General features: G+C 48.9%; 8 protein-coding genes. All 8 read right to left on the reverse strand.

Features of this window, described 5'->3' with window-relative positions; genetic code table 11:
* Positions 1-189: 189 nt before the first annotated feature.
* The 8 genes from MOP87_RS05280 to MOP87_RS05315 all read right to left on the reverse strand — a co-directional run bounded on the left by MOP87_RS05280 (position 190) and on the right by MOP87_RS05315 (position 14,421).
* On the reverse strand, positions 190-3,552 hold the full coding sequence (locus tag MOP87_RS05280; RefSeq protein ID WP_242810202.1) for a glycosyltransferase: 3,363 nt from the start codon (positions 3,550-3,552) through the stop codon (positions 190-192).
* Between the two features lie 230 nt (positions 3,553-3,782).
* Entirely contained in the window at positions 3,783-4,295 is a 513-nt protein-coding gene (locus MOP87_RS05285; RefSeq protein WP_242810203.1) for a hypothetical protein, read from the reverse strand.
* 46 nt (positions 4,296-4,341) lie between these two features.
* Positions 4,342-5,508, reverse strand: a complete 1,167-nt coding sequence (locus MOP87_RS05290) for a nucleotide sugar dehydrogenase (RefSeq protein ID WP_236165672.1) — start codon at positions 5,506-5,508, stop codon at positions 4,342-4,344.
* The gene (locus MOP87_RS05295) at positions 5,505-6,518 is read right to left on the reverse strand and encodes a glycosyltransferase (RefSeq protein ID WP_027914275.1); all 1,014 of its coding nucleotides are present in this window, start codon (positions 6,516-6,518) and stop codon (positions 5,505-5,507) included. The genes MOP87_RS05290 and MOP87_RS05295 overlap by 4 nt, the downstream gene beginning before the upstream one ends.
* The gene (locus tag MOP87_RS05300; protein WP_242810204.1) at positions 6,515-8,422 is read right to left on the reverse strand and encodes a glycosyltransferase; all 1,908 of its coding nucleotides are present in this window, start codon (positions 8,420-8,422) and stop codon (positions 6,515-6,517) included. The genes MOP87_RS05295 and MOP87_RS05300 overlap by 4 nt, the downstream gene beginning before the upstream one ends.
* Entirely contained in the window at positions 8,415-9,479 is a 1,065-nt protein-coding gene (locus tag MOP87_RS05305; RefSeq protein ID WP_236165670.1) for a hypothetical protein, read from the reverse strand. Before MOP87_RS05305 ends, MOP87_RS05300 begins: the two co-directional genes overlap by 8 nt.
* A 62-nt stretch (positions 9,480-9,541) precedes the next feature.
* Entirely contained in the window at positions 9,542-11,953 is a 2,412-nt protein-coding gene (locus MOP87_RS05310) for a glycosyltransferase family 2 protein (protein ID WP_242810205.1), read from the reverse strand.
* Positions 11,950-14,421 carry a glycosyltransferase family 2 protein gene (locus MOP87_RS05315; protein WP_242810530.1) on the reverse strand — a complete coding sequence of 824 codons (2,472 nt, stop codon included), beginning with the start codon at positions 14,419-14,421 and terminating at the stop codon, positions 11,950-11,952. Before MOP87_RS05315 ends, MOP87_RS05310 begins: the two co-directional genes overlap by 4 nt.
* Positions 14,422-14,521: the final 100 nt, after the last annotated feature.

Genomic DNA, 14,521 nt, shown 5'->3' on the forward strand with positions numbered 1-14,521 from the left:
CCTGCTCCGATTGAGTGAACCCAACCGGAGAACCGGCTCTAGAGAGTTTGGGATCTAGAGCCGTTAGCCGATTATGCGAGCCACAATAGACCAAAACAACTTGGAATTTTGTGAGTGTAATTTGAAGATATGCGCATGCCAAATTGACGCAAGGCATTAGCCTTCAATGCATTTAATTTTAATGCGCGTTCATGGTGTATTCTCAGCTTTGGATGCACTAAGTTCCGCGTTAAATTGCACGGTGCCAAGGATCGCTTCATAAGCTGTTCCTAGTTGCTTTGACAAACGCTTCAAATTATATTGTTTGGCTCGTTTACGTCCAGCATTACCGAGAGTGCGAATTTTTTTCGGGTTTCGACATAATTGTCTGATTCGGTTTGCAACAGCTTTGATGTCGCCATATTCTAAAACATGACCTTGTACACCGTCCTCAACAAGTTCTGGTAAAGCGCCCCAACGGTAAGCTAGAACTGGGCGGCCTGCAGCCATGCCCTCGAGTAAGGTACGTCCAAAAGTTTCTTGGCAATGTGACAGGTTAAGAATAATGTTTGCTTTTGAAACTGCATCCTGCGGGGTAGCCGTATAAGGAACAAGGGAGATATTTTGCGGCAGTTGCCCGCGCGACTCTAGAGTGCGGAGCGCGGCGATAGCAGGTGTATGCGGGCCTATCAGCAATAATCGGAGATTTGGCGTATCAGGCAAAAGTTCCAATGCTAGCTGTAGAAAGTCTTGAATGCCTTTCTTTGGTAGATTGCTACTGACAAGGGCGGCAGTGATCTCGCCCTTATTTACATCATTAGGAATATTAAACGCTTTGGCGTCTATTATGTTTCCTGCCACATACGTCGCGTCAGGTTTGTATAAATGCTTAGCAGTAAAATCAGAGTTTGCAATTACGTAATCTGAAGCTTCCAAGATATGAGTTTTGATTTTTTCGGCACTTAAGCCGATCGATGCACACAGCTCAGCATCATGCAATGGAGACTCATGGGCATGTATTACCGAAGGTATCTTATATTCTTTGGCAGCCAATAAGGGTTCACGCATCATAATAGTGTTGACCTGCACCAAATCAACATTGTGTTCTTGAATGATGCGTCGAAACCTGTCCACCGCTAGTAAGCAGGGCGGGGTGGTGGCACTCCAAGACTGCGTGGATACGCAAGTTACTGCTATAGCACGTGAGCGTAGTGCGTCTACGTAGCTCATATTCAATAATGAAGGCACGCTTACGATGACGTTTATATGCAGGTCATTACATGCGTCAAGCACATCTAATAAACTGCGCTCAGCACCATACAATTCTTGATTCGCAGCGTGAGCGCATATCAAAATTGTGGGACTTCCTTCGCGCAGAGTGAGACTACCCTTAAGCGTTGGGTGGCGAGGATCATACCCAGCGGCGCGGCCTATTTTTTCATAATGCACAAGCGGTGAGATTCCGCTGCTACGTGCAGTTGGGCACTGTTGTAGATACCAAGCAGTATTGAAATCCGGGCCGGGTTCGCGCCCTTCAGTATACCCGTTATTGATATAGTGCTCTCGGGGATCAACGCCTGCTTGCAATACGTCGGGATATCTTTCTAAATACCAGTTTGGATTAAATAGCGAATCCGCTTGATCATCTATAATGCTATCAGGGCCGCACTGCAATGGTTCCGATTCTTCTGCATTACTGTCTAGCGATTGTAATGGCGAACGGAGTGGTGGTTTAGTCGTCAACGTTAAAAGTTTTTTACTCTCAGCGGATTCTAAAAAAGATCTAGCCTCTGCTTCAGAATCGATTAGATGACAACCTTTGAATCCCTTTAACACTGGTAGATCATCCAGAGGGTGTTCTAATAGCTTGCTATCTATAAAAATAATGTGTGGTGCAAATATAGTCTGCTCGGCTAAAACTAGCGTTAGTTTGTTGGCAATCGCTAAGTTAAGGACGTCGGCGCTTATGTCTTTCGAGTTTGGATAACTTGGCCAGTGAAACAGGGCTAAGCGTGCGCCGCGCATTATAAGCGTGTCGAGTAAGGAGTTCTGAATATCCTTATGGATGGACTCCGAGCTTAGATCCGCTATTAAGAGCCAATCGAAGTTAGGCAATTCCGAGTTGTGTTTTTTTAGCATAGAAAGAGGCGCTGGAAAGGGGCGACTGTCTTCGCCGGGCTTGAGATATAAGGAGCTTGGATCCTCTGAACTCGAGTGCCAATGCTCCGCCAGAGATGTGTAGAGCTTTCTGAGCCCATAAAATGATGTGCGGACATGTGTGCTTGTGGCCATTGTCAGAGAGTTAGAGCACTGCCGGGCGAATACTAACGGTATACCGGGAAGCACATCGACTACAGCTGTTGGTCCATAATAATGAATTAACCGCCTGTTCAGCTCGTAGTCAGCAGCTACGCGTACTTCGTCCCAACCACCAAGGCGACGAATTGCCTCTACGCGAAACATCATTGTTGATACACTTGGTTCTATCAAGTGGTTTTCAACACGCCAAGTTTGGAAGTGTAAGCTTGAGTGGCAGCGTGCCCAGTTGGCCATTGTTGCGACAATGTTGCTATCGGCTATAAGCGGGCTGATCATCAGTTCAAGACGCTGGGGGTGAGACCAATCGTCACTGTCGTGGTTTACGACAAAGATGCCAGTAGCATGCTGCAGTGCTAAATTTCTCGCTGCGTATGAACCTTGGTTGGTGTGATGATGTAGTACTTTGATGCGTTTATCTTTTTTTGCGAGATCCAACACCCTGGTAACTGTGCCATCTGTACTGCAGTCATCTACAACCAATATCTCTAAATTGGACCAGGTCTGAGCAAGCAAGCTGAGTAACGCAGTTTGGATGAATTTTTCAGCATTATATGCTGGCATAATTACGCTGATTTTTGCTTGTCCTGCATGTGTGGCACCCACGTTGCCATCGCATTTAATATTGTCAATGGTTAGTTCAGCATCCTGATCAATTTTGACTAATGGATAGAGATTTTTTGAGGAAAATACTCGATTTATCCAATGCAACTTAAGATCAGAACTGGTCTGATCAGCAATATCATGATGAGGAAGGCATACGTTCGCCGCGGCTAAGCACAGGTCGGGAAGGATACCTTGAGCGTTCAATTCGTGCTGAACACTTCGTCGAGCGGCTGACGGATGGCCACTATGTAATTGAATTTCTGTTGTAAGAAGGGTGTAGCCTGTACTATTTATGAATGGCGGTAGCGGGAGAGTGATCTTTTTGAGATACGTCAAGGCGTTCGACCAATCGAGCACACTAGCGTACCACCTCGCCAAAGCCCAGCATGCGTAGGATCTTTCATAATCATCGATAGAGTATTCTTGCAAACTTATTAAGTCTGGTATCGCTTTTCGTGAGAATCCACCCCACATTGCCGATTCTAGATCGTACGCTTTGAGCGGACGAGGGATGCGACCCTCTCGCAGACCATGTCTCGCGTAATGCTCATGCGGATCCATCCCCGAAAGAGCCACATCTGGATAAGTCGCAAGATACCATTCAGCGTCCAACAAGGATGGTGAGTGCGATTCTAAGACTGATTTAGACATTGGTATCTACCCGAAAATTTGCTATACCGTAATTCTGTTTCATACGACTTAATTCGTCCGTGGCAAAAATACGCTGATACTAAAACTGATACAGTTTGCCTAAATCCCAATCACATCCACCAGTATCATCAATGCTTGAAAAAAATATGCAAAACTTTAGCTAGAAATCAGTATTCCGATGAACTCATCGACCCATTATTAGTCCCGATTCCAGTTAAGCAGAATCTAGATTATTTAGCGCCAAAAATGCTTTGACATTGCAGTGATTCTATGGTCTTTGATGCCTTTTCGATCAACTCGTTTGTGTTCGCAAGGGCTGCTTCTAGAGCTATTTTATCTTCAAAATACTGCTCGAGTTCTGACTGAACTTTCGTAAGCTCAACTACTAACAGCTCATTTTCACTTAATGCTTGCCGCTCAGCGTTTTTACTGATCAGACTTTCTTTGCGAATATCGTAAAGTTCGCGGGAAAGTCTTTGATTTTCATTGCGAAGTCGTTCTAGTTCGGGCGTTAAGTCAATCGCTACTTCCTCCTGAAGAACTGGACGTCCTGGGAGTGTGCCTAGACTAGAGGCGCTATTATCAGGTTTCTGATGTGAATAGGTGGGATTTACTGAGGCCAGAGTCGAGACTTGTCGAGCATTTGAAGTTTGGCCTGGCAGAGCTTGTTTATGTAAGAGTTCTTCAGCCGCCTGAAGTTCAGATATTATTTGCTGTATTTTAGTGGTGATAGTCATTTTCATATCTATCCGTAACTGCGATTAGGTGCGGGTGTGCAAAAGCGAACTATTAGTCATTCCCGAACAAGTCTCGAGTGTATACTTTAGACGCTACATCGCGAATTTCATCCTCCCACCTATTGGCAACTATGAGATCACAGGCAGACTTGAAATTTTCGAGGTTGTTGGTAACTGGTGAGTTGAAGTAAGAGCTCTCATTTAAGTTGGGTTCATACACAATAACGTTTATGCCTTTAGCCTTTATTCTTTTCATCACTCCTTGAATCGAGGCTGTTCGGAAGTTGTCCGAGCCCTTTTTCATAGTAAGTCGATAAATTCCCACGGTGTTGGGGGATTTACTAATAATTGTTTCGGCGATGAAGTCCTTGCGGGTACGGTTAGCATCAACAATGGCTGCAATCAGATTGTTTGGCACATCTTTGTAGTTTGCCAGCAATTGTTTAGAGTCTTTCGGAAGGCAATATCCACCGTATCCAAAAGACGGATTGTGATAATGATTGCCTATCCTAGGATCTAATCCAACACCTTCAATTATCTGTCGTGAATCAAGGTTATGTATCTCTGCATATGTGTCGAGTTCATTAATGTAAGCAACTCGCATTGCTAGAAAAGTATTAGCAAAAAGTTTGATTGCTTCTGCTTCTGTAGAGTCAGTGTATAGAATGCTGATGTCGCTTTTTAACGCGCCGTTTACTAGCAAGTTCGCAAATACTTTTGCTTGTTCGCTGTCGGATCCAATTACAATCCGAGAGGGATAAAGGTTATCGTGGAGAGCTTTCCCTTCACGCAAGAATTCTGGCGAAAAGATGATATTCGCGTGGCCCAATGTGTCTCTAAGAGTCTTTGTAAAACCTACGGGTACGGTGGATTTAATGATGATCGTTGCCAAAGGATTAATTTCTAGAACATCCCTGACGACTGATTCCACAGACGACGTATTAAAATAGTTGGTCACTGGGTCATAATCAGTGGGTGTCGCAACCACCACAAAATCACTGCCAATGTAAGCGTCTTTTTTAGAAAGCGTGGCGCGAAGGTTAAGGACCTTATTTTGCAGGTAATCTTTGAGGCAGGCGTCCTCAAGATGTGAAATCCTGTCGTTAATGGCATCTACTCTCTCCGAGCGAATATCGAGCGCCACTACTTCATTGTGTTGAGCTAAAAGCACAGCGTTGGACATGCCAACATAACCAGTACCCGCTATTGCAATCTTCATGATTTGGCGCTATCCAGTTTTTCAGTCAATTCGCGAATTTGTTTCTCACGAAGTTGAATTCGGTTATTCAAATGAGTAATCAGTGCCATCCAAGGGCTACTACTTTTACATACTTCTAGTTTTTGTAAGTCTTCACTGTCCATCAGCTCAATAGATGAGTATAGTCTAGAGATGTATGAGAATTGCTCGAGCGTATTTCTGCCCATGACAGCAGGTAAATTTTTATGATAGGGAGAGCCTACCGAGTCGTTTGTTGTACTCAGAGTCCTAAAAAACATGGGCTCTTTAGCTTCGACGATCGTAGGATAGTATTCATCGATCTTCATATGGTTGCCAAGATTGTAGACGTGAATAGTTTTATTATCAGCCAGACCATCCGAGGATTTATAGGAATTGAGATAAGCCATTCCTGCAGAGAACTTAGGGAAATAATTGTGACGGATATCACTAATCTGACACGACTCGGAGTTCCAATAGCCTTCAAGCCCGTACGCGAATGATACTGCGTATCCGGTGAGACCTGGATGCATATGTTCACTTAGCTTTTGAACAAAATTTGCACTCAGGCCATCATCGTCATCTAGTCTAACTGTAGCAAGTAGCCCCTGGCTCGTGTTCTGCGTCTTCTTGTTGATTTCAAACTTCATTGCTTCATTTATATTTCTGAAGTCGTGATCTATACCCGAGCCAGAATCTATGGTTACAAGATTGAAGTCTATTGCGGTGGCATTGGCACTGCGGATCTTATCCTGTAAATTCCTCAGTCGCTCTTTGGGTAACAAATCTGAAAGCATTATGAGAACCGAAAAAGTGACTTCGGGGTCAGAAACTTTCTGGCAGCAAATTGAGCTGAGAGTGATCTTATCAAAAGTTTCTTCTCTGATATCCAACCTTTCGTCGCTCAAGATTTTTTCGACATGTTTTTCAAAGCCTTGCTCAGCGGCTCTCCATGCGGCACTGTTACGTTGTAGTATTGAATAGCGAATTGCAATAATTATGTGTTTATTCACTGTTGTGCCTCCAGACTTTCACTCTGCAAAGGGATATAAACTAGCTGCGAGGCGTTTTCTTTCTCTAAACTTGCCTGGAGGTTGATACCTAGCCTGCGCATTGATGAGTTGACAACAACTGCCGTATTCTTCATCTGTTCGCCGTAGTTCACGACGGACGTATTCTGGCCGTGCAGTCGGCGACGATATCCAACAACGTTCAAATGCTCTGCTTCAGATACTTCACATAATTTTAGGTACATGTCATAATCAACAGCATTTCGAATGCGCTCGTTGAAGCCAGATGTTCGCCGCCAATAGCGCTTTTTGAACATCCTGAAATGATGTGCGATCATCGCTGTTAACATTTTTTCACGTGTGAATACCGGATAGTTGTAGCCCTGCTCGATGCGGCCATCCGGATACTCATTCTCGTATGTGGTATAAACCAATCCTAGATTAGGTTTCTTATCGAGAAGCGCTACACACTTTTCCACTACGTCTTCGGCAAGGTAGTCATCACTATCCAGCTGACCTACATAAATACCCCTGCACAAACTCAAAGCTGCGTTTGAGGCCTTGCCGATACCTCCGTTTTCCTGTCGAATCCATCGAACACGAGGGTTGTTAGAAAAATATCGCTCCAATATTTTGGGAGTGTCATCTGTGGATCCGTCATCGCAGATGCATACCTCCAGGTCTGTATACGTTTGATTCAGTGCGCTATGTATAGCGTCGCAAATAGTATCGGCGCAGTTATAGGCTGGGATGTAAATGGAGACTCGCGGCACAAAATGGAAATCTTTTTTAAATTTGCTCAAATGCCTATAATAGGGGCATATTGTACTGAACAGCTCACCACTTATTTCTTTGCCGGCGCTGCGGTCAGTTTCATTTTCGCCTCCCTCTGGCTCCTGATGGTAGGCCAAAGCATCCATTACGGGTATGAAGTACTTTCCATCATTGAAGAACCTATAGCCGAGCTCTGTATCTTCGAAGCCCCAAGATATGAAGCGCTCATCAAAGCCGCCAACTAGGCTAAAATTCTTTTTAGAGAATGCAACGTTCCCACTAGCAAACGTCCTAAAAGGTAGCGACTCTGTACGAAGATTCTGAGTGCGTTCGAATATCTCCAGTCGCCAATCGACGGAATGAGATCCTTGGATTTTACCCGCTACATTGTTGTTAGTTACGATCTCTTTAAATCGTTCCTCCAGGTTGGCATCACTAAGGATTTCATTGACATGAACATTGCTCATGTCAATGTACTTCCTCGGCCCAATTAGTATGCTGTCGTCAAGCGTCTTCCACCATTTCGCGTAATTTTTAACTAGATGTTTGGACGGGAACATGTCTACATCTAGAAGTATTATTAGGTCGTTCCTAGCGATTTGGATACCATTGTTTCTCGCAGCAGCCGCTGTAAAACCAACGTCTTTATGCCATGAATATCTGATGTTAAGAAGGTCGTCAAATTCGCGGATGACGGCCATTGTGTCGTACGAGCTGCCATCATCCGTCACGATTACTTCTATGAGGTGTTTCGGATAAGTTTGCCGAGCTAGCCCTGCCAAAGTCCTTCTTAAGGGCTCGATTCTGTTGTATGTCAATATTATCACTGAGATCTTGACTTCGCTTCCGGCTGGATCGTTGTCAACATTTGTGATGAGGTGCGTGTAATCATTAGCAAGGCCTTCAATTGGAGGAAGCGGCCGAGCAACTGGAAAATTTCTAGGTATGTTTTTGAATCTACTTAAATCTTTATCTACAGGTACAGTCTTGCACTTAAACGGTATGTAATTAATTGGATACGATGTGCCGCTTTGTTTTCTTCTTTGATAATCAATTAGGAAATCTAGCGCGCCTATCGCGCCTAGGCGCGCTCGCCGCTCTTCAAGGGAATCAAGGTCGAGTGTATTAGGCATTGTGCTTGTCCGCTTCATTGCTGATTTCACGTTTAATGTTTGTGTTGACGTGGGCCGCTTCAATGGCTTTTTCCAGTCTTCGGGTTGACCGTCTATGGGCTACCAATGCTGACTCAGTGCTCTTGCTGCCGGTGTGTTGGATTTCAGCGGCAATTAAATCATTCACCTGCAAGCTTGCGTACGCATTGGTTGGATCAGAAGCTAGCACTTGGAGTAGTAAGTCTATGGCTTTAATATGGTCCTGTGTGGCGATCAGTCGCTCTACCCTGTGTGGTAAAAGTTCCAAGCGTGCTGCATGCAGACCCACCGCTATATTTCCAACTTTAGGGAGTGCCTCTGCAAAGGCTAAAGATTCTTCTGCGGCAGTGTAATCACTGAGAAGTCTTTGGCAAATGCTCATGCCCAAGTGCGACCAACTGAAAGCGAAATTCAGCCCTGCGGCTCGCTGATATAGATCGAGAGCAACAGTTGTGTTTCCCTGCAGAAGATAACTTTCAGCTAATTTGCAGATGCAGAATGCGTTTTCGCCGAGCACTTTGCTCAAAGCTTCCCACGCGTATCGGGCATCATCGTATTCGCCCGTTTCTTGAAGAAGACTTGCAATCCGATAAGCTTGCATTATCTTTGTTTTTGCTAACTTATTCGATTTGCTAGTCGCTGCTCGGTACAGCTCCGAAACGAAGTCCTCACCTTCAGTCCGTGATATTACCGGATATAGGACTTGGGCAGGTTGAGGGGGCAAGATAAGGTTGGAACCAGTAATCAGCACGTTATTGGTAGTATTTCGTGCTTGAAGTGTATGGGTTTCGCCATTGAATAGCTCGTATGACAGTTTTATTTGGAATAGATGGTAGCCATCCCCAACCCCGGCTTCTTCTAGGTCCTGTCTGTATCCATCTGCTGTACCACGACCTACGACGTTGCCGTTGCAGAGTATTTCTACAGCTACTCGCTCAAGCGGATTTCCAGGATCCACAGCCCATCCGTACGCGAAGCCTCCATCGACATAGTCGAAGTGGCCGACAATTTGGAGCTTTTTGGTTGATTCAATCGGCATAACTGCATCCGAGCATTAAAGGTGGACGTGCTGAGAATTAAGTGTTTCAGCGCGCGTGAAAGTTACGATACTATTTGGTCCTTCTTTTCTATCCCTCTGTGGAACCTTGAGTGCATGGGTTGGGGGGGGATAGCAAGGCCGCCATAAGGACCGCTCAGGTAGTCATGGCTTAATCCAGGGTGGTAACAATCATCTACTTCGCCAGTCAAGGACCATTTGTTCATAAAACCAATCTGCTCGCGCTTGGCTCTCGACTGCTTTTCGTTATTCGAATCTTTGCCTCTGCTGGCTGACTCAGCATGGATAAGTTTGGCAAAGGGGGTCCACAATATTCGATATCCTAAGGCCCTTACTTTCAGGCACATGTCAACATCGTTAAATGCCACAGGGAAAGCTATTTCGTCCAAACCATTGATTTGTTCGAAAATGTGCTTGTGGACTACCAAGCAAGCTGCAGTTACCGCACTTTGTTGTAGGGCTAATTGGTTCCTGCCCAAGTAGCCAGGGTCTCGATCTTCATATGTATTACCGCAGTGAGCAGCGAGGCCGTTGACTCCAACAATGACGCCTCCGTGCTGAACCATGCTATTCGGCCACAAAAGTTTTGCACCCGCTGCTCCTACTCCGGGCCTCATCACCTGCGCGACCAGTTCTTTCAACCAGTCGCGCTCGATCACTTCAATATCATTGTTCACCAAGCCAATCAGTTCGCCGGTGGCAATACCCGCTGCGCGGTTATTGATAGTCGAATAATTGAAAGGGTAAGGATGAGGTAGCACCTTGACACCGCGGGTGCTTAGTTCAGCGAGATAGGCCAGAGTAAGCGGATCACTTGACTGGTTATCGACCACGATGATTTCAAGATTGGGGTAGTCAGTGCCTTTCAACAATCCCTCAATACAGGCGTGCAGTAGCTTGTACTGATCCCTAGTTGGCACGATAAGACTCACGCGTGGCAGTTTCGTTGGCAACGGCCAGTGCGCCCTGCAAAGCGCTGGGTAGCCTGCCACTTGGCTGATCGTGGCGCCAGGCGCAATCTGTTGACACAGCCATCCAATAGCTTTTGCCCGTTTAGGGCACGGCTCAGGCTGTTCGGGGCTTGCCGTTGCATGGAAAGCACGGTGGTAAAGCACTCGAGGCAGATGTGTGACCTGCGCATTAGAGTTTTCTGTGGCTAAAGCAACTCCGGCCGTGAGATCGTGCCAGTTTACTATGCTCCGCTCTCCGTCGGCCTTGAGCAATATCATTGCTTGTCTGATGATGCGGGCACTGTATATTGCTCCGGGAGAAAATATGTCAGCGCCGATGAACAGGTCCATGTCCCACACCGGTTTCAGCCACGGCAGGCTGCGTTCACCTTGAGGGCCATCACGATCGCAATCCGAATACGCCCATGCGCTGCCATCGTCCAGCAAAGCGCTCAACTGCGCCAACGCAAACGGCGCCAGACGATCACCTGCCATTATCGGCAAGATGCGATCACACCCGTCTTCAAGCAACTGCACTAAGGCTGGCAAAAGATCGTCAGGCGCACTAGTGGCCACTTTGTGAACGTCGGAGCGGTAGTGCCCAAGGCTATCAACGCTTATTTGCTCGAGTGTATTATTGCCATCAGTTAACACCAATAGCCCTAGCGTGCCTCGAAGCTCCGGCGTCGTTTCGCTATCCAAGCGCTGAAACGCCTCAAACCACTGCGGATAGTGCTGCCACCCAGCGCTTTTGGGAAGGCGCAACGTTTGTTCCTTTGCAACTTGAGTAAGCAGAGTCAGGGTTGCATTATCATGTGCCGTATCCAGTTGCCGGAGCAGTCCTTCTAAACCCTCTGGGCGACAGCATAGGCGAATGGGGCTACCTACAAGCACTTGGCCAAGATCATTTACGATTTCTAGTACGTGCAGCCTTCCATCGGCCAATTCCCAGGGCAGATCAATTGAGAAGCCGTGTTTGCTGGACATCCGATAGGCCAAGGCTTGATTGTGCTCATTACAAGCGGCCTTACTAACCACTTGATCCCCTTCTCGCACCGTCACTTCAACATATCTATTGGGAGATTTCGGATCCCAGCACCAGCCAGCCACACGCAGACCGCCCGTGTGCCAAACCTGGGACGCGATACCTGCGCTGTCCTCACTAGGCGGGACCGGCAGCGAGAGTTGTCCTTCCAACACGAAAGTTTGGTTAGCAATTTGAGCGGTAATCAACCGTGCCTCATCAAGCCAGCGTTGGCGTAGCTGCACTGCAAAACCGTGGTACTGGTCGCCTGCCGGCGCACTCGGCTCATACTGGTCAGCCCGCACCAGTGCCACGCTTGCGCCGTCAATGAATATCTCGACGATCGGACGCTGTTCTTGCTGCGTATTGTCCATCGCCCAACCATGCAGTACATCGCCTTGAAGACCGAGTATGGCCCCGCTGAAGTGAGGTTGAATGGCGGACACTTCCGTCTGCGGTTGTTCCATAACATGTTCGGTCATTGGGCCAGGCTCAAGGTCAAAGGCAAATTGATAAGGTCGATTGTCCCTCTGTCGCTTCTCAGCGGGGTAGGGCCGGCAAACAGTGGTACGCCCAGTTGGGTCGCCAAGCCATGCGCCATCCAGGCACGGCCAGAATCCTTGGTTAAGCTCAGTACGCCATCACAGCCAGCGGCTTGGGCACGCTCCGCCAGACTGAACCCTTCCACTTCTGGTAAAAGCTGGACACTCCCGGTGGCCTGCAACTGATTCAGCCAAGGGCTATCGGTGTGCGCTAGCAAACGGATGGGTAGCCCGGCCTGGCTGATGTGGCGAGCGGCATCCAGCCAGGCAATAGCAGTTCGCGAGTCGCTCAGGCTGTCACCGATCATCAGCGACTGCAGCGCATGCGTGGGGGCCTCGTTTTCAACCGGGGTTGCCTCCACCATTACCTTGGTGTCCGGTAACGCATCGCTATAGATGGGCTTCAAAGCCGGCCATGGCACCACGACGTTTGCAGCCTCACGGGCAAACTCTTGCCAGTCGTAATCACCCTGTTGATCGAGCAAGCGGTCATCACGGCACTGGATGCTATACGGAATGTCCAGCATTGCCGGCAGGTCACATAAGCCCACCGGGCACTGTGCCAAGTGCTCATACACGATTGCCTGCAACGGTAGATTGCGCAGGCACTCAACCAATCGGGTGAAATCGTTCGGCAGCTCGAATTCAAGATTCAGCGGTAGAGGGCTCAATGGAGCGGTCAACAGCACCCAGGTGCTGTGGCTGCTCTGGTGATAACTCAAACTGAAGTCCGCTTCTGTCATGGAGCCATCGTGAATGCGGAGTGTATGGTCAGTCCCCGCTTGCCAGCATGCATTCCGCTGACTCGCCGGCTTACGCGCAAAGTGCTCAAGGCGAGCTTGCTGCAGGGCCTGGCGTGCAGGTTTGATGGGGTCGCGCAGGCAAAATGCTTTATAGCGCGCCGATGCGTCGGGGTAGCGTTTGCGCAATGTGGCGTTGTTCATCGCCACACGCAGTACCTTCTCCGCCCCGAACGAAATACCGCCCTGGTGCGCCACAAACACATTGGGCGCACCCATATGGCGCCAACCGTGACTGCGGGCGCGCAGACACCAGTCGGTTTCTTCACCATAACCGCGGGCCAAGTGCACCTCATCGAGGTAGCCCACCTCGTCGAGTGCCGCCCGCTTGATGTAGAGGCAAAAGCCGCAGCCCGTCTCGATTTCCACCGGCGGGCTGGCGACTTGGCGAGCCAGCTCATCCAGTTCGGCCTGCGCCTTGGCGCTGGGCATGTCGTGGCAAATCTGGCTGCGTGGGAAGCTCATCAACTCGCCGTTGTTGGTGAACGGCGTCACCGATGCAATGCGTTCGTCGCTATAGGCCACTTCACGCAAGCGATCCAGCCAGGCACCGTGCACGCGGGTATCGGCGTTAAGCCACACCACGTCCTTGTTCGGGCTCAGGGCCATGGCGCGGTTCATCGTGCGGATGAACCCAAGGTTTACTGCGTTTTGTATCAGCGTGATCTTGCCTTTGGCAGCTAGCACTTTAAGCGCCTTGGCCAGCGCCGGGACGGGCGTCTTGTCTTCGATGACCACCAGGCGATGCGCAGTGCGGTTCAATTTGCGGGCGTCCAGCGCGCTGTTGATGCACTCCAGTGTTTCTTCGAGGCCGTTATAGACCGGGATCAGCACATCCACCGGGTTGTTTTTGCCAGCACCCGCACTGGCGGGGGGGACGAAGACTGGCATGGCGTAAACCGGGCTGCCGAGCAGGGGCGTGCCATTGGCGAATTGCAGCGTAACCGCAGGCGTTGGGTTAGGCACGCTCACCCGTAACCCGCCATGGCTTGCCGGCAGGCCTGCTGCGCTGAGCAGCGGATGGCTGGCAGTTGCGGTCGCGCTGATGCGCCCGCCGTTGGCTTCGATTTGAATAGAGGCGGGTACTTGCAGGTTCTGCAAATCGACTGCCCAGCCTTGGATTTCCTTCTGATCAGGCAGATAACGCACAACCCCGACGGTACTGGGAGCATCGCTTTGTGCGGCAAGCAGCTTCAGCACAACCGCCAGCTCTTTGCCTGTATGGATATCGGGCAGGCGGGCCAGAATCATCCGGCGCACGTCCGCAGGTGTTTCCGAAAGGCTGCGCGCCTCCCAGAGGGTCAGGCGCAGGCCAAGGTCATTGGGCTGAAGTTTCCAGGCGTTGGTCAGGTAGCGCGTGGCCAATGAGGGCTGGTCTTGCGCCAGCAGGCTACGCCCCACCAGTGCGTGGATATCTGCCCGGTCGGGCAGGGCCTTGGCGGCCTCGGCAAAAAATAAAAAAGCCAGCTTGGGCGTCTGCGGCAAAGCCGCGATGCCTTTCCATACGAGTGCTTCGGCCCGGTACTCGGGGATCTGCAACGCACGTTCGAGTGCAGTTGCCGCCGCGTCGTGCTCGTTGGCCTGACGGTGGCGGTGGAAGATGTCCATGAGCGTTTCTCGCCCATGGTCGAGTTGTCTGGACATAAGCTTGGCTTGGCTACAAAAAATAAAAAGAAGGGCGACTCGAAAGCCGCCCCCTTTGGCATAC

The organism is Pseudomonas sp. I3-I5, assembly GCF_022699445.1.
GTDB classification, from domain to species: Bacteria; Pseudomonadota; Gammaproteobacteria; order Pseudomonadales; family Pseudomonadaceae; genus Aquipseudomonas; species Aquipseudomonas fulva.